Annotated in this window: 18 protein-coding genes and 3 pseudogenes (1 of these 21 running past the window's edge); 20 read left to right on the forward strand and 1 reads right to left on the reverse strand. The window is 71.0% G+C overall.

Features of this window, described 5'->3' with window-relative positions; translation table 11 throughout:
- Nucleotides 1–31: 31 nt before the first annotated feature.
- Both pheS and pheT read left to right on the forward strand, forming a co-directional pair.
- Entirely contained in the window at nucleotides 32–1105 is a 1074-nt protein-coding gene (pheS, locus tag AMYNI_RS0131165) for a phenylalanine--tRNA ligase subunit alpha (protein ID WP_020672022.1), read from the forward strand.
- On the forward strand, nucleotides 1106–3631 hold the full coding sequence (gene pheT, locus AMYNI_RS0131170; protein WP_020672023.1) for a phenylalanine--tRNA ligase subunit beta: 2526 nt from the start codon (nucleotides 1106–1108) through the stop codon (nucleotides 3629–3631).
- A 42-nt stretch (nucleotides 3632–3673) separates the two neighbouring features.
- Here the strand turns inward: pheT and AMYNI_RS0131175 are convergent, their stop codons facing one another.
- Nucleotides 3674–4420 (reverse strand): DNA alkylation repair protein, encoded by a 747-nt coding sequence (locus AMYNI_RS0131175; protein ID WP_051116386.1) that lies wholly within the window; start codon nucleotides 4418–4420, stop codon nucleotides 3674–3676.
- Nucleotides 4421–4617: 197 nt separating this feature from the next.
- On the opposite strand from AMYNI_RS0131175, the gene AMYNI_RS0131180 reads away from it, so the two are divergent.
- The 18 genes and pseudogenes from AMYNI_RS0131180 to tyrS all read left to right on the forward strand — a co-directional run.
- Nucleotides 4618–6186, forward strand: coding sequence for an alpha/beta hydrolase (locus AMYNI_RS0131180; RefSeq protein ID WP_020672025.1), 1569 nt, complete (start codon nucleotides 4618–4620; stop codon nucleotides 6184–6186).
- A gap of 99 nt (nucleotides 6187–6285) precedes the next feature.
- Nucleotides 6286–6792 carry a hypothetical protein gene (locus tag AMYNI_RS0131185; RefSeq protein WP_020672026.1) on the forward strand — a complete coding sequence of 169 codons (507 nt, stop codon included), beginning with the start codon at nucleotides 6286–6288 and terminating at the stop codon, nucleotides 6790–6792.
- Between the two features lie 259 nt (nucleotides 6793–7051).
- Nucleotides 7052–7573, forward strand: a pseudogene (locus AMYNI_RS50810) (ABC transporter permease); the annotation flags it as partial.
- 75 nt (nucleotides 7574–7648) lie between these two features.
- A pseudogene (locus tag AMYNI_RS50815) lies at nucleotides 7649–8629 on the forward strand (ABC transporter ATP-binding protein); the annotation flags it as partial.
- 321 nt (nucleotides 8630–8950) lie between these two features.
- Nucleotides 8951–9469, forward strand: a pseudogene (locus AMYNI_RS50820) (ABC transporter permease); the annotation flags it as partial.
- Between the two features lie 31 nt (nucleotides 9470–9500).
- On the forward strand, nucleotides 9501–10472 hold the full coding sequence (locus AMYNI_RS0131200) for a glycine betaine ABC transporter substrate-binding protein (protein ID WP_040406100.1): 972 nt from the start codon (nucleotides 9501–9503) through the stop codon (nucleotides 10470–10472).
- Between the two features lie 35 nt (nucleotides 10473–10507).
- The gene (locus AMYNI_RS0131205; protein ID WP_020672030.1) at nucleotides 10508–11419 is read left to right on the forward strand and encodes an NAD-dependent protein deacetylase; all 912 of its coding nucleotides are present in this window, start codon (nucleotides 10508–10510) and stop codon (nucleotides 11417–11419) included.
- A 28-nt stretch (nucleotides 11420–11447) separates the two neighbouring features.
- Nucleotides 11448–12476 carry an N-acetyl-gamma-glutamyl-phosphate reductase gene (gene argC / locus AMYNI_RS0131210; protein WP_020672031.1) on the forward strand — a complete coding sequence of 343 codons (1029 nt, stop codon included), beginning with the start codon at nucleotides 11448–11450 and terminating at the stop codon, nucleotides 12474–12476.
- Complete coding sequence (gene argJ, locus AMYNI_RS0131215; protein WP_020672032.1) at nucleotides 12473–13624, forward strand: bifunctional glutamate N-acetyltransferase/amino-acid acetyltransferase ArgJ; 1152 nt, start codon at nucleotides 12473–12475, stop codon at nucleotides 13622–13624. Before argC ends, argJ begins: the two co-directional genes overlap by 4 nt.
- 182 nt (nucleotides 13625–13806) lie before the next feature.
- Nucleotides 13807–14706, forward strand: coding sequence for an acetylglutamate kinase (argB, locus tag AMYNI_RS0131220; protein ID WP_026361177.1), 900 nt, complete (start codon nucleotides 13807–13809; stop codon nucleotides 14704–14706).
- Nucleotides 14703–15899, forward strand: a complete 1197-nt coding sequence (locus AMYNI_RS0131225) for an acetylornithine transaminase (RefSeq protein ID WP_020672034.1) — start codon at nucleotides 14703–14705, stop codon at nucleotides 15897–15899. Before argB ends, AMYNI_RS0131225 begins: the two co-directional genes overlap by 4 nt.
- Nucleotides 15900–15909: 10 nt before the next feature.
- Complete coding sequence (gene argF, locus AMYNI_RS0131230) at nucleotides 15910–16839, forward strand: ornithine carbamoyltransferase (protein ID WP_026361178.1); 930 nt, start codon at nucleotides 15910–15912, stop codon at nucleotides 16837–16839.
- On the forward strand, nucleotides 16836–17366 hold the full coding sequence (locus AMYNI_RS0131235; protein ID WP_020672036.1) for an arginine repressor: 531 nt from the start codon (nucleotides 16836–16838) through the stop codon (nucleotides 17364–17366). The genes argF and AMYNI_RS0131235 overlap by 4 nt, the downstream gene beginning before the upstream one ends.
- On the forward strand, nucleotides 17335–18558 hold the full coding sequence (locus AMYNI_RS0131240; RefSeq protein ID WP_040406102.1) for an argininosuccinate synthase: 1224 nt from the start codon (nucleotides 17335–17337) through the stop codon (nucleotides 18556–18558). Before AMYNI_RS0131235 ends, AMYNI_RS0131240 begins: the two co-directional genes overlap by 32 nt.
- A 22-nt stretch (nucleotides 18559–18580) precedes the next feature.
- Nucleotides 18581–19999: an argininosuccinate lyase gene (gene argH / locus AMYNI_RS0131245; RefSeq protein ID WP_020672038.1), complete on the forward strand. Its 1419-nt coding sequence runs from the start codon at nucleotides 18581–18583 to the stop codon at nucleotides 19997–19999.
- A 23-nt stretch (nucleotides 20000–20022) separates the two neighbouring features.
- Nucleotides 20023–20619, forward strand: a complete 597-nt coding sequence (locus AMYNI_RS0131250; protein ID WP_020672039.1) for a VOC family protein — start codon at nucleotides 20023–20025, stop codon at nucleotides 20617–20619.
- A gap of 45 nt (nucleotides 20620–20664) precedes the next feature.
- Entirely contained in the window at nucleotides 20665–21297 is a 633-nt protein-coding gene (locus tag AMYNI_RS0131255; RefSeq protein WP_026361180.1) for a DNA-3-methyladenine glycosylase, read from the forward strand.
- A 58-nt stretch (nucleotides 21298–21355) separates the two neighbouring features.
- A protein-coding gene (tyrS, locus tag AMYNI_RS0131260; protein ID WP_020672041.1) for a tyrosine--tRNA ligase crosses the window boundary here: on the forward strand, nucleotides 21356–22133 show its 5' portion. Its footprint extends 497 nt past the window's final position; only the first 778 of its 1275 coding nucleotides appear in the window; the start codon lies at nucleotides 21356–21358; the stop codon falls past the right edge of the window.

The raw sequence follows: 22133 nt of genomic DNA on the forward strand, positions 1-22133 counted from the left end.
AGAACCCCGTCAAAGCGGACGCCGAGGAGTTATGTCGGGAGCCAACGACAAGCAGGAGCCCAAGACGGGCACGGCCGACACGCTCGCGCCGGAAACGCTGCAGGCGGCCGTCAAGAAGGCCGAGACGGAGTTCGACGCCGCCACCGACCTGGACGCGCTGGCCGCGATCAAGCCGGCCCACCTCGGGGACAACGCGCCGCTGATGCTGGCCCGCCGGGAGATCGGCGCGCTGCCCAAGCAGGAGAAGGCCGAGGCGGGCAAGCGGGTCAACGAGGCCCGCCAGGCCATCCAGGCCGCGTTCGACTCGCGGCGCACCGTGCTGCTCGCCGAGCGGGACGAGCGGGTGCTGCGCGACGAGACGGTGGACGTCACGCTGCCATGGGACCGGACGCCCCGCGGCGCCCGGCACCCGGTCACCACGGTGGCCGAGCGGGTGGCGGACGCCTTCGTGGCGATGGGCTGGGAGGTCGCCGAAGGCCCCGAGCTGGAAGCCGAGTGGTTCAACTTCGACGCGCTGAACTTCGGCAAGGACCACCCCGCGCGGCAGATGCAGGACACCTTCTACGCCGGCGAAGAAGGCTCCGGGATGGTGCTGCGCACGCACACCTCGCCGGTGCAGGCCAGGTCGCTGCTCTACCGCGACCTGCCGGTCTACGTGGTCTGCCCAGGCCGGACCTACCGCTCGGACGAGCTGGACAGCACGCACACCCCGGTCTTCTCCCAGGTCGAGGGGCTGGCGGTGGACAAGGGCCTGACCATGGCCCACCTGAAGGGCACGCTGGACGCCTTCGCCCGCGCGATCTTCGGCGAGCAGGCCAAGACCAGGCTGCGCCCGAACTTCTTCCCGTTCACCGAGCCGTCCGCCGAGATGGACGTCTGGTTCGCGGACAAGAAGGGCGGGCCCGGCTGGGTCGAATGGGGCGGTTGCGGCATGGTCAACCCGAACGTGCTGCGGGCCTGCGGGGTCGACCCCGAGGTGTACTCGGGCTTCGCCTTCGGCATGGGGCTGGAGCGCACCCTGCAGTTCCGCAACGGAATCCCGGACATGCGAGACATGGTGGAGGGCGACATCCGCTTCACCCTTCCCTTCGGAACGGAGGCCTGAGTGCGAGTCCCGGTGAGCTGGCTGAAGAGCCACCTCGAACTCGACGAGGCCGTCGGAGCGCAGGAGCTGGTCGACGCCTTCATCCGGATCGGCGTCGAGGTCGACGACGTGCAGCCGCTCGGCACCGTCACCGGCCCGCTGGTGATCGGGCGGGTCGCCGAGATCGAGGTGCTGACGGAGTTCAAGAAGCCGATCCGGTACTGCCGGGTCGAGGTCGGCGAGGAGGCTTCCGAGGAGCAGGAGACCGACGAAGAGGGCGGTCCCACCGGCATCCGGACCAGGGGCATCATCTGCGGCGCCTCGAACTTCGTCGAGGGCGACCTCGTCGTGGTGGCGCTGCCGGGCGCGGTGCTGCCCGGCGACTTCACCATCACGGCCCGCAAGACCTACGGCCGGGTCAGCGACGGCATGATCTGCTCGGCAAGGGAGCTCGGCCTCGGTGACGATCACGGCGGCATCATGGTGCTGCCCCCGGCCACCGCCAGCCCCGGCGACGACGCGCACGAGGTGCTCGGCCTCGACGACACCGTGCTCGAGCTGGCGCCGACACCGGACCGCGGCTACGCGCTGTCCATCCGCGGCCTGGCCAGGGAACTGTCGAACGCGCTGGACGTGCCCTTCGGCGACCCGGCCAACGTGGAGATCCCGGAGGCGGAGGGCGACGCCTGGCCGGTCCGGATCGAGGACCCGCTCGGCTGCCCGCGGTTCGTGCTGCGCCGGGTCAAGGGCCTGGACGCGAGCGCGCCGACGCCGTGGTGGATGCGGCGGCGGCTGATGCTGGCCGGGATCCGGTCCATCTCGCTGGCCGTGGACGTGACCAACTACGTGATGATCGAGCTCGGGCACCCGCTGCACGCCTGGGACACCGCGTCGGTCAAGGGCGATCTGGTGGTGCGCCGGGCGAAGGCCGGCGAGAAACTGACCACTTTGGACGATGTCGAGCGCGAGCTCAGCCAGGACGACGTGGTGATCGCGGACGACACCGGCGCGGTCTCGCTGGCCGGCACCATGGGCGGCGCGGGTACCGAGATCGGCACCGAGAGCACCGACGTGCTGCTCGAAGCCGCGCACTGGGACCCGGCGTCGATCAGCCGCACGGCCCGCCGCCACAAGCTCTACTCGGAGGCGGCCAAGCGGTTCGAGCGGTTCACCGATCCGCAGCTGTGCGCGGCGGCGGTGGAGTTCGCGGCACGGCTGCTGCGCCAGTACGGCGACGGCAGCATCCAGCCCGGCCGCACCGACGAGGGCGAGGTCGTCCCGCTCGCGCCGATCACCATGCCGATCAACCTGCCGGACCAGGTGGCTGGGGTGCGCTACCAGCGCGGGGTGACTGTGCGCAGGCTCGGTCAGATCGGCTGCAAGGTCACCATCGGCACCGGTGACGACGGCACCGGGCTGGTGACCGCGGTTCCGCCGAGCTGGCGGGGCGACCTGCTGCAGCCGGCCGACCTGGTCGAGGAGGTGCTGCGGCTGGAGGGCTACGACAGCATCCCGTCGATCCTGCCGCCGGCGCCCGCGGGACGGGGACTGACCGAGGTTCAGCGGCGGCGGCGTACGGTCTCCCGCGCGCTGGCCGAGTCCGGTTACGTGGAGGTGCTGCCCTTCCCGTTCATCTCGGCGTCCGTCTGGGATGCCTTCGGGCTGGCCGAGGACGACTCCCGGCGCAACACCGTCCGGGTGCGCAACCCGCTGGAGTCCGAAAAGGACCAGCTGGCGAGCACGCTGCTGCCGGGTCTGTTGGAAACCTTGCAGCGCAACACTTCCCGCGGTTTCAAGGATGTCGCGCTGTACCACATCGGGCAGGTCGTGCTGCCGAAGGCGAAGCAGCGGGCGGTGCCGGTGCTCGGTGTCGACCAGCGGCCAACCGATGAGGAGCTGGCCGCGCTGCAGGCAGCGCTGCCGAACCAGCCGCAGCACGTCGCCGTGGTGCTCACCGGTCAGCGCGCGCGGTCCGGCTGGTGGGGCCCCGGCGAGCAGGCGAACTGGGCGGACGCCGTGCAGGCGGCCCGTACCGTCGCCGCCGCGGCCGGGGTGGAGCTCCAGGTGCGCGCGGCCGACCTGCCGCCGTGGCATCCTGGCCGCTGCGCGCAGCTGCGGGTCGGCGACTGGCCGGTCGGGCACGCCGGCGAGTTGCACCCGAAGGTGGTCGAAGCGCTCGGCCTGCCGAAGCGGACCGTGGCGATGGAGCTCGATCTGGACGCCATCCCGCTGCCCGAGGGCAGGCCGGCCCCCGAGGTGTCGGCGTACCCGCCGGTGCTGCTGGACGTGGCGCTGGTGACGGACGCCGGGGTGCCTTCGGCCGAGCTGGCCGGTGCGCTCGTCGAGGGCGGCGGCGAGCTGCTGGAGGACGTCCGGCTGTTCGACGCCTACACCGGGGATCAGGTCGGCGAGGGCAAGCGCTCACTGGCCTACAAGCTGAGGTTCCGGGCGGCGGACCGCACGCTGACCGTGGACGAAGCCACCACCGCCCGCGACGCGGCGGTTGCCGTGGCGGCGGAGCGTTTCGGCGCGGCCCTGCGCGCTTGACTCAGGGTGAAGGCCGCCTCGCCGTGTTCGGCAAGGCGGCCTTCAGTCTGTCCGGGCCGGGAGACGGCGCAGCGCCTCGCGGACGGAAAGTGGCGACAGGGCGGGATGTGCGGTGACGAAGGCGCGCACCCAGTCCGGGTCCGTTTTGCTGTAGTCCCGCAGGGCCCAGCCGATTCCTTTGCGGATGAAGAAGTCCAGTCCGTCCGGAGTGGACACTGTGGACTCGATGGTGTCGGTCAGCAGTTCGGTGTCGGTCTTGTCCTTGGCTCCGATCTGGCAGATCACCGCGGTGCGCCGCCGCCACAGGTCTTCGTCCACCGCCCAGCCCCGCAGCATCGGGGTGAGCGTCTCGGGTGCGGCGCGCAGCAGTGGCCCGACCCTGCGGATGGCCACCTCGTCCACGAAGTCCCACCAGGCGCCGGTCACGATCATCTCCTCGTAGACCGGCAGCATTCCGGTGCCCTGCCAGCCGGCGTAGGCCCGGTGCCCGCTCAGGTCAATCGCGAGATATCGCTCCTCGCGGAACTCCGCGGTGCGCCACAGGGTGCGGATGGTGGCGGCCCAGGTACCGGCGTCCGGTAGCGGGTGCGCGGCGAACAGCCGCCGCGCCAGGCCGGCGCGCTCCGGTTTCGGCACTCCCCGGAACGGCATCTCGGACTTCATGTAGCGCCGCATCTCGGTGGCCTTTTCCGGATCGCCCAGTTCGGCGAGCCCCGCTCGCGCCGCGCGGACCAGCGCGCCCACCGGTTCTCCGACGTCTCGTGTGTCCACTGTGTCTTTTGGGTCCATTGAGTCCCCTTCCGGCCCGGTCATCGCGAGCGTACTGCGCCGCACCGACAAGTTCGCTTTGACCGGTTCCCTGGCGTGAATACCGACTAATGGGGGATGGAAATGTGCACGGCTTCGGCTTGGCTGTTCGCTAGCCTCCGATCGGGAAAGAACACGCCGACAAAAGGACCGAAGTGATCAGAACAGCTGCCGCGACAATGGTCGTCGGCGCACTGGCGGGCGGCCTGTTGCTCGCCCCCGCCGGCAGTCCGGCCACCGCGGCGCAGGGGTTCAGCCCGGCGCCGATCGCCTGGGGCGCCTGCCAGTCGGATCGCCTGAAGAAGGCCGGTGCCGAATGCGGTTTCCTGGAAGTCCCGATGGACTACCGCGAACCGGACGGGCCGCGGGTTTCGCTCGCGGTGTCGCGGGTCAGGCACAAGACCCCGAACTCGCAGGGCGTGATGCTGGTGAACCCGGGCGGTCCCGGTGGTTCCGGGCTCGGCCTTTCGGTCCTCGGCGGGGCCGTGCCCGGCGGCGCGGGGAACGCCTACGACTGGATCGGTTTCGACCCGCGCGGGGTCGGTTCCAGCAAGCCGGCACTCAGCTGCGACGGGAACTACTTCGGCTACGACCGTCCGGAGTACGTGCCCTCGACCCCGGAACTGGAGCGCGCCTGGCTGACCCGGTCCGAGAACTACGCCAAGGCATGCGAAAAGAACGGCCCGTTGCTCGAGCACCTCAAGACCACCGACGTCGCGCGGGACATGGAGAGCCTGCGCGAGGCGCTGGGCGAGCGGCAGATCAACTACTACGGCTTCTCCTACGGCACCTATCTCGGGCAGGTGTACGGCACGATGTTCCCGGACCGGGTCCGCCGGATGGTGCTGGACAGCAACGTCGACGCGCGCAAGGTCTGGTACCAGGCCAACCTGGACCAGGACGTCGCCTTCGACCGCAACATCAAGATCTTCTTCGACTGGGTCGCCCAGTACGACGGCGTCTACCACCTCGGTGATTCCGGGGCCACCGTGGAGAAACTGTTCTACAGCGAGCAGAAGAAGCTGGCCGAGACCCCGGCCGGTGGTGTGTTCGGCCCGGACGAGTGGACCGACGTGTTCCTGCAGGCCGGGTACTACCGGGACACCTGGAAGGACATCGCCGGGGCCTTCGCAGGCTGGGTGCACGGCGGTGACTGGCAGACCCTCAAGGCGATGTTCGAAGACTCGAACCCGCCGGGCGACGACAACGGGTTCGCCGTCTACAACGGGGTGCAGTGCACCGATGTGCAGTGGCCGCCGAGCTGGCAGCAGTGGCGGTTCGACAACTGGACCACGCATTTCCGCGCCCCGTTCAACACCTGGGGCAACGCCTGGTTCAACGCGCCGTGCCGATACTGGCCGGCGAAGGCGGGCAAGCCGGTCGAGGTGGACGGCCGGAAGGTGGCCGGCGCGTTGCTGATCGGCGAGACCCTGGACGCGGCGACACCGTTCGAGGGCAGCCTGGAGACGCGCCGCAGGTTCCCGAAGGCCAGCCTGATCGCGGAGCCGGGCGGCGCGACGCACGCGGATTCGCTTGCCGGCAACGCCTGTGTGGACGACCAGATCGCGGCCTACCTAGCCGACGGCAAGCTGCCGCCGCGCAAGCCGGGCGACCGGGCGGACACCGAATGCGCGCCGCTGCCGGATCCGGTCCCGGACGGCGTGGCGGCGCCGAGGTCCGGAAACGCCGAGAACGCCGAAGACTCAGCGAAACCGGCCGAACTGCGGCGGGTGCTCGTGGGCCGCTGAGCCGTCCCGAATCCACTTTTCCGTTGTGCCACTTCAGAACGAAGTCACCCGAGCGCGATGGGTGACGAAACTGTCGGTGCCCCGGGTTAGCGTCGCACCATGAACATCATCGAAGAACAACGGACCGAGCTCCGGGTCGGCGCGCACACCTTCCGCATCGCGGTCGCGGCGCTGCGGGGCGAAGAGCACGAGGACGGTACGGCCCGCATTTCGGTGCAGGTCGGTGCGGCCGGGCCGGAGGGCGAGCCGGTGGCCGACGGCAGGCTCGAGGTGGACACCGCGGCCGCGGCGATGCTCGGCACCGTGCTGTCGGAGGTGCTGCGGCAGCACTCGGTGCTCAGCGAGCCCGGTCGTCGAAGACCACCACGGCGGGCCGCCCGCCAAGGTCAGCCGTGGACCGAGGAGATGGACGCCGAGCTGGAGCGGCGCTGGCTCGCCGGGGAGGGCGTGCCGGAGGTCGCTGAGCACTTCGAGCGCACCCCCGGCGCCATCCGGTCCCGGCTGCCCAGGGTCGGCTGCGATCCCGAGCGCCCCGGCCATTACCTGCCGGAGCCACCGAGCCGGCGGGCCGCCGAGGAGGTGAGCGCGGTGCTCGAAGGCGACTAGCCCTACTGATCGCGGTGGCTGGTGGCCCCTGGTGCTGCCAGGGGCCACCAGCCACCGGATTCCCGCGCGGAACGCGAAAGGCCAGTGGACAGGACGGCCGTCGTCGTGATCGGCTTGACCCCGCACGAGCGACGATCACCCTTGCCCGGGTCCCCTGACGTGGAGGAGTAAGGCACTGAGCTGGTCCGAGTATCTCCGCGAAAACTGGATCGCCATCCTCAACCACGCGATCCTGCACGTCGATCTGGTCCTGGCCGCGATGGCGCTCGCCGTGCTCATCGGCGTCACGATCGGGGTGCTCACCTACCTGCGACCGGCGCTGGCGGCCTTCGCGACGACCACCACGGCGGTGTTCTTGACCGTCCCCTCGATCGCGCTGCTGGGCATCCTGATCGGCGTGGTCGGCCTCGGCACCACGAACGTGCTGATCGCGCTGGTGCTCTACGCGTTGCTGCCGATCACCCGCAACACGGTGGTCGGGCTGCGCGGCGTCGACAGGGCCGTGGTCGATGCCGGGCTGGGCATGGGACTCGGCCGGGGCAGGCTGTTGTGGCGGGTGCGGCTGCCGCTGGCCTGGCCGGTGATCCTGTCCGGGATCCGGGTGTCGACGCAGATCACCATCGGCATCGCGGCCATCGGTGCCTACGTGAAGGGCCCGGGTCTCGGCAACGAGATCTTCGACGGCCTCGGCCGGTTCGGCTCGGTCAACTCGCTGAACCAGGTGCTGACCGGGACCCTCGGCATCGTGGTGCTGGCGCTGCTGTTCGACCTTGCCTTCGTGCTGATCAGCAGGTTGACCACGGTGCGCCGGTCGGCGTCCGGCACGCCCGCGGCTGCCGCTCGCGGGCCGAAGGCGGTGCAGGGCCCGGCGGGGCGCCACGGCGAGACGATCGAGCTGCGCGAGGTCACCAAGCGCTACCGCGGCCAGCGGGACCCGGCGGTGGACCGGGTCAGCCTGCGGATCCCGGCGGGCGAGATCGTGGTGCTGGTCGGGCCGTCCGGCTGCGGCAAGACGACCACGATGAAGATGATCAACCGGCTGATCGAGCCCTCGTCGGGTGAGATCACGATCGGCGGTACCGATGTGCTGACGCTCGACGCGGACGAGCACCGCCGCAACACCGGCTACGTGATCCAGCAGGTCGGCCTTTTCCCGCACCTGCGCGTCGCCGGCAACATCGGGCTGGTGCCACGCCTGCTCGGCTGGAACCGCGATCGGGTCGCCGCCAGGGTCGCGGATCTACTCGAACGCGTCGGGCTTTCCGGTGAGTACGCCCGCCGTTATCCGCACGAGCTCTCCGGCGGCCAGCAGCAGCGGGTCGGCGTGGCGCGGGCGATGGCCGCGGACCCGCCGGTGATGCTGATGGACGAGCCGTTCGGGGCCACCGACCCGATCACCCGCGCCCGCCTGCAGGACGAGTTCCTGCGCCTGCAGCGGGAACTGCGCAGGACGATCGTGTTCGTCACGCACGATTTCGACGAGGCGCTCAAGATCGGCGACCGGATCGCGGTGCTGCGCCCGCAGTCGGTGATCGCGCAGTACGACACTCCGGAGGCGATCCTCGCCGCACCGGCCGACGACTATGTGGCGCGGTTCATCGGCGCGGGCGGCAGGCTCAAGCGGCTCGCGCTGATGCGGCTGCGCGAGGCCACCCTCGGCGCGGTGCCCGCGGACACCGCCGGCCTGCCGTCGGTGTCCGCCGACGCCACCCTGCGGGACGCGCTGGAGACGATGCTGAGCACGGGCCGGGAAACCGTGCTGGTGACCGAGGACGGGGCGGGCACCGGCCGCGCGCTCGGGGTGTTCGACCTGCCGGGCGTGGTCTCCGCGCTGCGGCCCTCGGCGGTGGCGCCGGACCGCGCGGTCGTTCCCGGCGAGAGCGGGCCGCCCGAGCCGTTGGAGGCACTACCCGATCCCGCGCCCAGCCCGGTTCCGCAGGTCGCCGCCCGGCGGCGCCCGCGCTGGCGCGGCCTGCTCGTCCGGCCGGTCCTGCTCGCGCTGGTGCTGCTGGTGCTCTACCTCGTGGTGGGTTCGCGGCCGATCGACTCGATCGAGCAGCGCTACCTCAACGGCCAGGAGATCAAGGCCGAGCTGTTCGACCACATCGGGCTCTCGCTGCTCTCGACCCTGTTCACCATCGTCATCGCCGTCCCGCTCGGCATCCTGTTCACCCGGCCGTCCGCCAGGTGGATCAGACCGGTCGGCCTCGGGCTTGGCAACCTGGGGCAGGCGATTCCGTCCATCGGGCTGGTGGTGCTGCTCGCGCTGTGGGTCGGCACCGGGTTCGGCACGGCGCTGGCGGCGCTGGTGGTCTACGCGACGCTGCCCGTGCTGCGCAACACCATCGTCGGCATCGAGGGCATCGACCCGACGGTCACCGACGCGGCCAGGGGGATGGGCATGTCGAGACTGGCCGTACTGGCCCGCATCGAGCTTCCACTCGCGGTCCCGGTGATCCTCGCCGGCATCCGGACCGCGCTGGTGCTCACCATCGCCAGCGCGACACTGGCGACTTTCATCGGCGGCGGCGGTCTCGGCGGCGGGCTCGTCGCCGGGGTCGGCCTCTACCGGCCGACGCTGAGTCTGACCTTCGGCATTCTCGTCGCCGTACTCGCACTCTTCGCCGACTGGCTGGGCCTGCTCGCGGAGGAGGTCCTGCGGCCCCGCGGCATCTGATCGTCCCGACCGACACCACGAGGAGAAGTCCATGCGCATCCAACGCCGAGTGGCGGCCGCGCTCGCGCTCATCGCGGCCACCGCCCTCACCGCCGGCTGCACGATCTCCGACGACAAGGGCCAGGCGCCGGCCGGCGGCGGCTCGATCCAGAAGATCGAGGCGCTCAGCGGTGCGCCGATCAAGGTCAGCTCGAAGGAGTTCGACGAGCAGCTGCTGCTCGGCCAGCTCACCATGGTCGTCCTGCAGGCCGCGGGCGCGGCGCCGGAGGACCGGACCAACATCACCGGCTCCAGCAACGTCCGCCAGGCGCTCACCACCGGCGCCGTGGATCTGTACTGGGAGTACACCGGGACCGGCTGGATCAGCTTCCTCAACAAGACCGAACCGGTCACCGACCCGCAGGCCCTCTTCGACGCGGTGAAGAAGGAGGACGCCGCGAACAACGTCACCTGGTGGGCCCGTTCACCTGCCAACGACACCTACGCGATCGCGGTGAACCAGAAGGCGCTCGCGCAGTTCGGCGTGAAGACCCTGTCCGAGTACGCGGCGCTGGTGAAGCAGAACCCGGCCGCCGCCTCGACCTGCATCGGCCCCGAGTTCCGCAGCCGGGACGACGGCTTCCCCGGTCTGGAGAAGACCTACGGCTTCGACCTGCCGGAGGCACAGGAGCACCTGGTTAACGACGCCGTCATCTACCCCACCCTTGGCAAGGGCGACACCTGCAACTTCGGCGAGGTCGCCTCGACGGACGGCCGGGTGTCCGCGCAGAACCTGACCGTGCTGCAGGACGACAAGCAGTTCTTCCCGATCTACAACCCGGCCCTCGCCGTCCGCGGTCCGGTGGCCCAGCAGTACCCGCAGCTCGAGCAGCTGTTCGCGCCGATCGCGGCCAAGCTCGACACGCCGACGCTGATGGAGCTGAACAAAAAGGTCAGCGTCGAGGGCCAGAACCCGAATGCGGTGGCCAGGGACTGGTTGAAGGCCAGCGGTTTCATCGGCTGACCCCGGCCGGGCGGTACGGCACGTAGGCTGCGATCGTGCGGACACGACCGACACTCACCTGGACGGTCACGGGCGAATCCACGGGCGAATCACCGCCGCGGACCACCAGCCTGGACGAGGTCGTCCGGGTCGTCGCCGGGCGCCGGGTGGTGGTGCTGAGCGGGGCCGGGCTGTCCACCGAGTCCGGCATACCCGACTACCGCGGTGCGGAGGGCAGCCTTCGCCGGCATACCCCGATGACCTACGACGAGTTCGTCGGCAGCGAAGCGGGCCGTCGCCGGTACTGGGCCCGCAGCCACCTCGGCTGGCGGACGATCGCCCGCGCGAGCCCGAACGACGGGCATCTCGCGGTGGCCGCGCTGCGTGCCGAGGGCTACCTCTCCGGCGTGATCACCCAGAACGTCGACGGGCTGCACCAGGCGGCCGGTACGCCAGGCGTGGTCGAGCTGCACGGCAGCCTGGACCGGGTGATCTGCCTCGGCTGCCGACGCACGAGTGCGCGGGAGGACCTGGACCGGCGGCTGCGGGCGGCGAACCCGGAATTCGGGGGCACGGCCACCCGGATCAACCCGGACGGTGACGTCGAGCTCGCCGACGAGGTGGTGCGCGGGTTCCGGCTGGTCGCCTGCGGCGGCTGCGGGTCCGGGGTGCTCAAACCGGACGTCGTGTTCTTCGGTGAGAACGTGCCCCGATCGCGGGTGGAACGGTGCTACCGCCTCGTGGATGAAGCCGCCGCGCTGCTGGTCCTCGGCTCCTCGCTGACCGTCATGTCGGGCCTCCGGTTCGTCCGGTACGCGGCCAAGGCGGGCAAGCCGGTGCTCATCGTCAACCACGGCGAGACCCGCGGCGACCAGTACGCGGCCGTCCGGGTCGACCTTCCGCTCGGCCGGGCGCTCACCGATCTCACCGACCTCATTGCCCGGCTTGGAGACACCCCGGTTGAGTGATCTTGCGTAGTGATGCATAATCATTCGCATGACGGTCAAGGTCGCGGTGGCAGGGGCGAGCGGATACGCGGGCGGAGAACTCCTTCGCCTGCTGCTGACGCACCCCGAGGTCGAGATCGGCGTGCTGACCGCCGCCAGCAGCGCGGGCAGCGAGCTGGGCGGGCACCAGCCGCACCTGGCGCCACTGGCGGACCGGGTGCTGGCTGAAACCACCGCTGAAACCCTCGCCGGGCACGACGTGGTCTTCCTGGCGCTGCCGCACGGGCATTCCGCCGAGCTCGCCGCGAAGCTCGGCCAGGACGTGCTGGTCGTTGACCTCGGCGCGGACCACCGGCTGACCGCGGCCGCCGACTGGCAGCGCTGGTACGGCGGCGAGCACGCCGGCGCCTGGCCGTACGGCCTGCCGGAGCTGCCGGGGGCCAGGTCGCTGCTGGCCGGGGCCAAGCGGATCGCGGTGCCGGGCTGCTTCCCGACCGGCGGCACCCTGGCGATGGCGCCGGCCCTGGCCGAAGGGCTGGTGGAACCCGACGTCACCTTCGTGTCGGTCACCGGCACCTCGGGCGCGGGCAAGAGCCTCAAACCGCACCTGCTCGGCTCCGAGGTGATGGGCTCGGCCAGTGTCTACGGGGTCGCCGGCGCGCACCGGCACACACCGGAGTTCGCGCAGAACCTCGGCGCGGTGGCCGGCAGGCCGGTCACCGTCTCGTTCACCCCGGTGCTGGCCCCGATGCCACGCGGCATCCTGACCACCGCCAGCGCACCGCTGGTGTCCGGAGTGGACAGTGCGGCGGCCAGGGCGGTCTACCAGAAGGCTTACGCCACCGAGCCTTTTGTGCAGCTGCTGCCCGCCGACCGCTGGCCGTCCACCGCGGCGACGGTCGGCTCGAACAACGTCCAGCTCCAGGTGGCGGTCGACGCCGACGCGGGCAGGCTGGTCGTGGTAGCCGCGATCGACAACCTGACCAAGGGCACTGCCGGCGGTGCCGTGCAGTCGATGAACCTCGCGCTCGGGCTCGCCGAGACCACCGGACTTTCCACGGTAGGAGTCGCACCATGACGATCACTGCGCCACAGGGTTTCCGGGCCGCCGGGGTCACCGCGGGGCTCAAGCCCAGTGGCAAACCGGATGTCGCGCTCGTGGTCAACGACGGCCCTGCCGACGTCGCGGCCGCGGTGTTCACCGCCAACCGCTGCAAGGCCAACCCCGTGCTGTGGAGCGAACGCGTGCTCGACGGCAACCGGGCCCGCGCGGTGGTGCTCAACTCCGGGGGCGCGAACTGCTACACCGGCCCGCAGGGCTTCCAGAACACGCACGCCACCGCCGAGCAGGTCGCCGGGCACCTCGGCATCGGCGCCATCGAGGTCGTGGTGTGCTCCACCGGCCTGATCGGTGAGCAGCTCGCCGCGGACAAGCTCGCCGCCGGGGTGGACCAGGCCGCCGAGCGGCTGTCCGCGGACGGCGGCCCTGCCGCCGCCGAAGCGATCATGACCACCGACACGCGCAGCAAGGAGGTCGTGCACCACGGCGACGGCTGGCGCATCGGCGGTATGGCCAAGGGCGCCGGCATGCTGGCCCCGGCACTGGCCACGATGCTGGTGGTGCTGACCACCGACGCGGTGGTCAGCGCGGAGACCGCGGACCGGGCGCTGCGGGAGGCCACCGGGCTGACCTTCGACCGGCTCGACTCCGACGGCTGCATGTCCACCAACGACACCGTGGTGCTGCTCTGCAACGGCGCCTCCGGGGTGGAGCCGGGCCCGGTCGAGTTCGGCGAGGCGCTGCGGGACGTCTGCCACGACCTGGCACAGCAACTGCTCGGGGACGCCGAGGGCGCCGATCACGACATCGCGATCGAGGTGGTCAACGCCGCCTCCGAGGCGGACGCGGTGGAGGTCGGCAGGGCGATCGCCAGGAGCAACCTGTTCAAGTGCGCGGTCTTCGGCAAGGACCCGAACTGGGGCCGCATCCTGGCGTCGGTGGGCACCACCGGCGCGGTGTTCGAGCCGTCCAGGCTGGACGTCGCCTTCAACGGGGTCTGGGTCTGCCGCGGCGGCGAGCCGGGGGAGTCCCGCGAAAAGGTGGACCTGACCGGACGCGCGGTGGACGTCCGGGTCGATCTCAAGGCCGGGGTCGCGGCCGCGACCATCTGGACCAACGATCTCACGCACGCCTACGTGCACGAGAATTCGGCCTACTCGACATGAGCCCTGCAGATGACAGCGCGGAAAACCGTGGGGGCCTGGACAACCGGGGCCACGGAACTCGCCCGGCCGAAGGCCCCGCTAGCGCGGTGGCGGGGCGCCCGCCTGTGGAAGGTGGGCGAACCCGCCAAGGAGCGCCCCGTCGACGTGATCGCGGTGCGAGTTCTCAAACAAACACCGAAGCGATCGGGCCTGCAGACGAACGGCTGGCCACCGCCGCGGACAAGGCCGGGGTGCTGATCGAGGCGCTGCCGTGGCTGCAGCGGTTCCACGGCGCGACCGTGGTGGTCAAGTACGGCGGCAACGCCATGATCGACGACGAGCTGAAGACCGCTTTCGCGCAGGACATGGTGTTCATGCGGATGGCGGGCCTGCGCCCGGTGGTGGTGCACGGCGGCGGCCCGCAGATCACCTCGATGCTGGACCGGCTCGGGCTGGTCGGCGAGTTCAAGGGCGGGCTGCGGGTGACCACTCCGGAGACCATGGACATCGTACGCATGGTGCTGGTCGGTCAGGTCAGCCGCGAGCTGGTCGGGCTGATCAACGCGCACGGGCCGTATGCCGTGGGTATCTCCGGCGAGGACGCCCGGCTGTTCACCGCCCGCCGCCGCAAGGCCGTGGTGGACGGTGAAGCCGTCGATATCGGACTGGTCGGCGAGGTGGCCACGGTGAACCCGGACGCGGTACTGGACATCGTCAACGCCGGGCGCATCCCGGTGGTGTCCACGGTCGCCCCGGACGTGGACGGCGTGGTGCACAACGTCAACGCGGACACCGCGGCCGGTGCGCTCGCCGCCGCGTTGGGCGCGGAGAAGCTGGTCGTGCTGACCGACGTCGAGGGCCTGTACGCGAACTGGCCGGACCGGTCCTCGCTGATCGACCGGATCCGGGTGGACCGGCTGGAGCGGCTGCTGCCAGGACTGGCCAGCGGCATGATCCCGAAGATGGAGGCTTGCGTGCGCGCCATCCGCGGTGGGGTGCGGCGGGCGCACGTGATCGACGGCAGGCTGGCGCACTCGCTGCTGCTGGAGGTTTTCACGTCGAGGGGAATCGGCACCATGGTGCTGCCGGAGGAGGAAAGGTGACCGCCGAAATCGAGTCCAATGTAGACGGCCAGGAGCACTGGCGGTCCGCGCTGATGGACAACTACGGCACCCCGCAGCTGACCCTGGTCGGCGGCGAGGGCGCGTACGTCCGGGACGCCGACGGCCGCGAGTACCTCGACCTGGTCGGCGGCATCGCGGTGAACGCGCTCGGGCACGCGCATCCCGAGGTGGTCCGCGCGGTGTCCGAGCAGATCGCCTCGCTCGGGCACACCTCGAACCTGTACGGCAACCCGGTCGCGGTCGAACTGGCCGAGACCCTGCTGGACGTGGCGGGCCTGCGCGGGCAGGGCAGAATCCTTTTTGTGAACTCCGGCGCGGAGGCGAACGAGGCCGCGCTGAAGATCAGCAGGTTGACCGGCAGGCACCAGGTGGTCGCCTGCGAGGGCGCCTTCCACGGCCGCACCATGGGCGCGCTTTCGCTCACCGGCCAGCCCGCCAAGCGGGAGCCGTTCGAGCCGCTGGTCCCCGGGGTCACGCATGTCCCGTTCGGTGACGCCGAAGCGCTCCGGTCCGTTGTGGACGATCAGACCGCGGCCGTGGTGCTGGAGCCGGTGCTCGGCGAGGGCGGCGTGGTGCCGGCCCCGGACGGTTATCTGCAGGCGGCGCGGGAGATCACCAAGCAGACGGGCGCGCTGCTGATCCTGGACGAGGTGCAGACCGGGATCGGCCGGACCGGCGGCTGGTTCGCCTTCCAGCGCGCGGGCATCATCCCGGACGTGATCACCCTGGCCAAGGGGCTCGGCGGGGGCCTGCCGCTGGGCGCGGTGATCGGTGTCGGCGAGGCGGGCGAGTTGTTGCGGCCGGGGCAGCACGGCACCACCTTCGGCGGCAACCCGGTGTGCTGCGCGGCCGGGCTGGCCGTGCTGCGCACCATCGCGAAGGACAACCTGAACGACCATGTGGACGCACTCGGCAAGGACCTCGCCGCCGGGATCGAGGAACTGGCGCACCCGCTGGTCGCCGGGGTCCGCGGGATCGGCCTGCTGCTCGGCATCGCGCTGCGCGAGCCGGTCGCGCCGGCGGTGGCCAAAGCCGCGCAGGACGCGGGTTTCCTGATCAACCCGGTCGCCCCGGACACCATCCGGCTGGCCCCGCCGCTGATCCTGAGCCACCACGACGTGACGAAGTTCCTGGCCGCGTTCCCGGCCGCACTCGACTCCACCACGAACTGAAGGACCATCACTGATGCGGCACTTCTTGCGCGACGACGATCTCAGCCCCGAGGAACAGAGCGCCGTCCTCGACCTCGCCGGCGAGCTGAAGAAGCAGCCGTTCCGCGACACCTTCGCCGGGCCGAAGGCGGTCGCGGTGATCTTCGAGAAGAACTCCACCCGCACCCGGTTCTCCTTCGAGGTCGGCATCGCCCAGCTCGGCGGGCACCCGGTGGTGGTGGACGGGCGTGCCATGCAGCTCGGCCGCGAAGAGACCATCGAGGACACCGCCAGGGTGCTTTCGCGCTATGTGGACATCGTGGTCTGGCGCACCTTCGCCCAGGCGCGGATCGAGTCCTTCGCGTCGGAGGCGTCGGTGCCGGTGGTGAACGCGCTGACCAACGAGTTCCATCCCTGCCAGATCCTCGCCGACCTGCAGACCATCAGGGAGCGCAAGGGAAAGACGGCCGGGCTCACCCTGACCTACCTCGGCGACGCGGGGAACAACATGGCCCACTCGCTGCTGCTCGGCGGGGTGACCGCCGGCTTGCACGTCCGGGTGGCCGCCCCGGAGGGCTTCCACCCGCTGCCGTGGGTGCTGGACGCGGTGCGCGCGCGGGCCGCGGAAACCGGCGGCAGTGCCGAGGTCTTCGTCGACCCGCGGGCCGCGGTGGACGGCGCGGACGTGCTCACCACCGACGCCTGGACGTCGATGGGACAGGAGAACGACGGCAAGGACAGGGTGGCGCCGTTCCGGCCGTACCAGGTCAACGCCGAGTTGCTGGCCGCGACCGGGCGGGACACCATCGTGCTGCACGATCTTCCGGCCCACCGCGGCTGGGAGATCACCGACGAGGTGATCGACGGCCCGGCCAGCGCGGTCTGGGACGAGGCGGAGAACCGCCTGCACGCCCAGAAGGCGCTGCTCGTCTGGCTCAGCGAGCAGAGCGGTCGACGATGACCACCAGGCGTGCCCGCCAGGCCAGGATCACCGAGCTGGTGTCCACCATGGCCATCCGCAGCCAGACCGAGCTGGCGAAGCTGCTGTCGGCCGAGGGCATCGAGGTCACCCAGGCGACGCTGTCCAGGGATCTCGACGAGCTCGGCGCGGTGAAGCTGCGGGGTGCCGACTCCGGTGCGCCGGTGTACGTCATCCCGGAGGACGGCAGCCCGGTCCGCGGGGTGCAGGGCGGCACCTCCCGGCTGTCCAGGCTGCTGGCCGAGCTGCTGGTCTCGGCGGACGCCTCGGGCAACCTCACGGTGCTGCGCACGCCACCCGGTGCGGCGCAGTTCCTGGCCAGCGCGATCGACCGGGCGGCATTGGAGGAGGTCGTCGGCTCGATCGCCGGCGACGACACGGTAGCGGTGATCGCCAGGGAACCGCTGACCGGAAAGGACCTGGCTGAACGCTTCGCCGCACTGGCGCAGCGATCGTCTACTTTGGACGTTGACCTGAATGGAGAGAACAACGGTGAGCAAGCAGACTGAGCGGGTGGTGCTCGCGTACTCGGGCGGGCTGGACACCTCGGTGGGGATCGGCTGGATCGCCGAGGAGACCGGGGCCGAGGTGGTGGCCGTGGCCGTCGACCTCGGCCAGGGCGGCGAGGACCTGGACACCATCCGGCAGCGCGCGCTGGACTGCGGCGCGGTCGAGGCCGTGGTGGCCGACGCCCGTGACGAGTTCGCGGAGCAGTACTGCCTGCCCGCGCTGCAGGCGAACGCGCTCTACATGGACCGCTACCCGCTGGTGTCCGCGCTGTCCCGGCCGGTGATCGTCAAGCACCTCGCCGAGGCGGCCAAGTACCACGGCGCGACCACCGTGGCGCACGGCTGCACCGGCAAGGGCAACGACCAGGTGCGGTTCGAGGTCGGCCTCGGCGCGCTGGTGCCGGACCTGAAGGTGATCGCCCCGGTGCGCGACTTCGCGTGGACCAGGGAGAAGGCGATCGCCTGGGCCGAGGACCGCAACCTGCCGATCGACGTCACCAAGTCCTCGCCGTTCTCGGTGGACCAGAACGTCTGGGGCCGTGCGGTGGAGACCGGGTTCCTGGAGGACCTGTGGAACGCGCCGACCAAGGACGTCTACTCCTACACCGACGACCCGACGGTGCACTGGCAGGCGCCGGACGAGCTGGTGATCACCTTCGACAAGGGCGTGCCGGTCGCGATCGACGGTGAGCCGGTGACCGTGCTGGAGGCCATCCAGCAGCTGAACCGCCGGGCCGGCGCGCACGGGGTCGGCCGGCTGGACATGGTCGAGGACCGGCTGGTCGGCATCAAGAGCAGGGAGATCTACGAGGCGCCCGGCGCGATCGCGCTGATCACCGCGCACCAGGAGCTGGAGAACGTCACCGTGGAGCGGGACGTGGCCAGGTTCAAGCGCACGGTGGACCAGCGCTGGGGCGAGCTGGTCTACGACGGCCTGTGGTTCTCGCCGCTGAAGGAGGCGCTGGACTCGTTCATCGCGAAGACCCAGGAGCACGTGACCGGCGAGATCCGGATGGTGCTGCACGGCGGCACCGCGGTGGTCAACGGGCGCCGCAGCGAGGAGTCCCTGTACGACTTCAACCTGGCCACCTACGACGAGGGCGACAGCTTCGACCAGTCGCTGGCCAAGGGGTTCGTGCAGCTCTGGGGCCTGCCCAGCAAGATCGCCGCCAAGCGTCAGCAGAAGAACTAGCTCCGAGAGGAAAGCGCCCATCATGGAACAGCAGCCCCCCGTGCAGCTCTGGGGCGGCCGGTTCGCCGGCGGGCCCGCCGAGGCGATGGCGGCACTGAGCGCGTCGACGCACTTCGACTGGCGGCTGGCGCCGTACGACATCGCCGGCTCGCGTGCGCACGCCAGGGTGCTGCACCAGGCGGGGCTGCTGTCCGGGCCCGAGCTCGACGCCATGCTCGGTGCGCTGGACGTGCTCGCCGAGGACGTCGCCTCCGGTGCGTTCACGCCCACCGTCGCCGACGAGGACGTGCACACCGCGCTGGAACGCGGACTGCTCGAACGCGCCGGCACCGAGCTCGGCGGCAAGCTGCGGGCCGGCCGGTCCCGCAACGACCAGGTGGCCACCCTGTTCCGGATGTGGCTGCGGGACGCCGCCCGCCGGGTCGGGGCAGGGCTGCTGGACGTGCTCGACGCGCTGGTCGCGCAGGCGCGGCGGCATCCGGACGCGATCCTGCCCGGCCGCACCCATCTGCAGCACGCCCAGCCGGTGCTGCTCGCGCACCATCTGCTCGCGCACGCCCAGTCGCTGCTGCGGGACCTGAGCAGGCTGCGCGACTGGGACGCCCGCGCCGCCGAGTCGCCGTACGGCTCGGGGGCGCTGGCCGGGTCCTCGCTCGGGCTCGACCCGGACGCGGTCGCCGCCGAGCTCGGTTTCGGTGCCAGTGTGGAGAACTCGATCGACGGCACCGCGTCCCGCGACTTCGCCGCCGAGTTCGCCTTCGTGCTGGCCATGCTCGGGGTGAACCTGTCCAGGCTCGCCGAAGAAGTGATCATCTGGAACACCGCCGAGTTCGGCTACGTCACCCTCGACGACGCGTGGGCCACCGGCAGCTCGATCATGCCGCAGAAGAAGAACCCGGACGTGGCCGAGCTGACCAGGGGCAAGTCCGGCAGGTTGATCGGCAACCTGACCGGGCTGCTGGCCACGCTCAAGGCGCAGCCGCTGGCCTACAACCGCGACCTGCAGGAGGACAAGGAACCGGTCTTCGACTCGGTCGAGCAGCTGGAGCTGCTGTTCCCGGCGATCGCCGGCATGGTCGGCACGCTCACCTTCCACACCGACCGGCTGGCCGAACTGGCCCCCGCCGGCTTCACCCTGGCCACCGACATCGCGGAATGGCTTGTCCGCCAAGGGGTTCCGTTCCGGGTGGCGCATGAGGCCGCTGGCGAGAGCGTCCGGGTCGCCGAGTCGCGCGGCGCCGGCCTCGACGAGCTGACCGACGACGAGCTGGCGAAGATCCATCCGGCACTCACCCCGCAGGTCCGCGAGGTGCTCACCGTCGAGGGCTCGGTCTCCTCCCGCAACGCCCGTGGCGGCACCGCGCCCGAACGGGTCGCCGAGCAGCGCGAGCGGCTGGTGGCCAAGGCCGCCGAGTTCCGCGACTGGCTGAAGACCGGCTGAAGCAGCCGCGGCACACTGGGCGGATGATCGACCACCTCGTCTACGCCACCCCCGACCTGGCCGGCACCGAGCGGGAGCTGCGGGAGCGGGGCGTGGAACTGAGCCAGGGCGGGCCGCACGTCGGCCTCGGCACCCGCAACTGCCTCGCCGACCTCGGTGACGGTCGGTACCTGGAGGTGGTCGGCCCGGACCTCGGCCAGCCGGGGTTCGACGGCGTTCGCATGTTCGGCATCGACGACCTCGCCGCGCCGCGGCTGGTCACCTGGGCGGCCGGGGTACGTGACCTCGACGCGGTGGCCGCCGGGCACGATTACGCCGAGCCGTTCGGGATGTCCAGGCGGCGGCCGGACGGGGTCCTGCTGGCATGGCGGCTGGCCTGGCCGGTCGACGACCAGGGTGGAGTGGTGCCGTTCCTGATCGACTGGGCGGACTCAGCGCATCCGGCGGAGACCGCGGCCAAGGGCGCCCACCTGCTGGAGCTGCGCCTTGCCCACCCGGACCCGGCCGCGATCTCGGCGATCCTGCGCACACTGGGCGTCGACCTCGAGGTCACCGATGCCGCGCGGCCTTCGCTCACCGCCACGCTGGCCACCCGCACCGGTGAGCTCGTGCTGAGCTGAGGCCGTGGATACTGGCGGACGTCACAAACCCAGAGGAGTCGCGAAATTTCAGCGAACGGACGGCCGTTCAGCCGGGCGGAGCTCTCCGTCGAACCGGTGGAACTGGCCGGGCTGCTGCTCGGCGCGGTGATCGAGGCGGCCGGCCCGCAGGGCACCGTGGCCGCACGGCTGGTGGAGGTCGAGGCGTACCGGGGGCAGGACGATCCGGCCTCGCACTGCTATCGCGGGCGCACCCCGCGCAACCAGGTGATGTGGGGCCCGGCGGGTCACCTGTACGTGTACTTTGTCTACGGCATGCACTTCTGCGCCAACGTGGTGGGCAGGACCGACGGCGAGGCCGGCGCGGTGCTGCTGCGCGCCGCCGAGACGATCTCCGGCACCGAGCTGGCCAGGACGAGGCGCAAGGCCGCCCGCAAGGACGAGCAGCTGGCCCAGGGCCCGGCCAGGCTGACCTCCGCGCTCGGCATCGGCCCCGAGCACAACGGCGCCGACCTGCTCGATCCCGCGTCGCCGGTCCGGTTGCTCCGCGGTGAGCGGGTGCCGCCGGCGGAGATCAGCAGCGGCCCGCGGGTGGGCGTGGCGGCCGCGATGGACACGCCGTGGCGGTTCTGGGTGGCCGGTTCGGCCGCGGTGTCGGCCTACCGGCGTGGTGGCAAGGTCCGGTCGAAGACGCGCTGAGCGGCTCCCGCGCAAACCCGTTGCGTGCGCGCCACCGCCGTCGGCGAAGATAAGCGTCGTGAGTGAGCACATCCTTGACGAGCTGTCCTGGCGCGGCCTGATCGCGCAGTCCACCGACCTCGACGCGCTGCGGCGAGACCTCGACGACGGCCCGCTCACCCTCTATTGCGGTTTCGACCCGACCGCGCCCAGCCTGCACGCCGGTCACCTGGTCCAGATGCTGGTGCTCCGGCGTTTCCAGAACGCCGGCCACCGCCCGGTGCTGCTCGCCGGCGGGGGCACCGGGCTGATCGGCGACCCCCGTGACGTGGGGGAGCGCGCGCTGCACTCCGAGGAGACCGTCCGCGAGTGGGCCGACCGGCTGCGCGGCCAGCTCGCCACCATGGTCGACTTCGGTCACCCGGACGTGCCGCCGATCGAGGCGAACAACCTGGACTGGATCGGCCGGACCCCGGTCAGCACCTTCCTCCGGGACGTGGGCAAGCACTTCTCCATCAACACGATGCTGGCCAGGGAGACGGTCCGCCGCCGGCTGGACACCGACGGCATGTCCTACACCGAGTTCAGCTACATGCTGCTGCAGGCCAACGACTACCGGGAGCTGTTCGAGCGGCACGGGGTGCGGCTGCAGATCGGCGGCTCCGACCAGTGGGGCAACATCGTGGCCGGCACGGACCTGATCCGCCGGGTGCACGGCGCGCACGTGCACGCGCTGACCACGCCACTGGTCACCGACTCCGAAGGCCGCAAGATCGGCAAGTCCACCGGCGGCGGCAGCGTGTGGCTCGACCCGTCGATGACCTCGCCTTACGCCTGGTACCAGTACTTCGTGAACC

This window comes from Amycolatopsis nigrescens CSC17Ta-90 (genome assembly GCF_000384315.1).
In the GTDB taxonomy this organism is placed as follows: Bacteria; Actinomycetota; Actinomycetes; order Mycobacteriales; family Pseudonocardiaceae; genus Amycolatopsis; species Amycolatopsis nigrescens.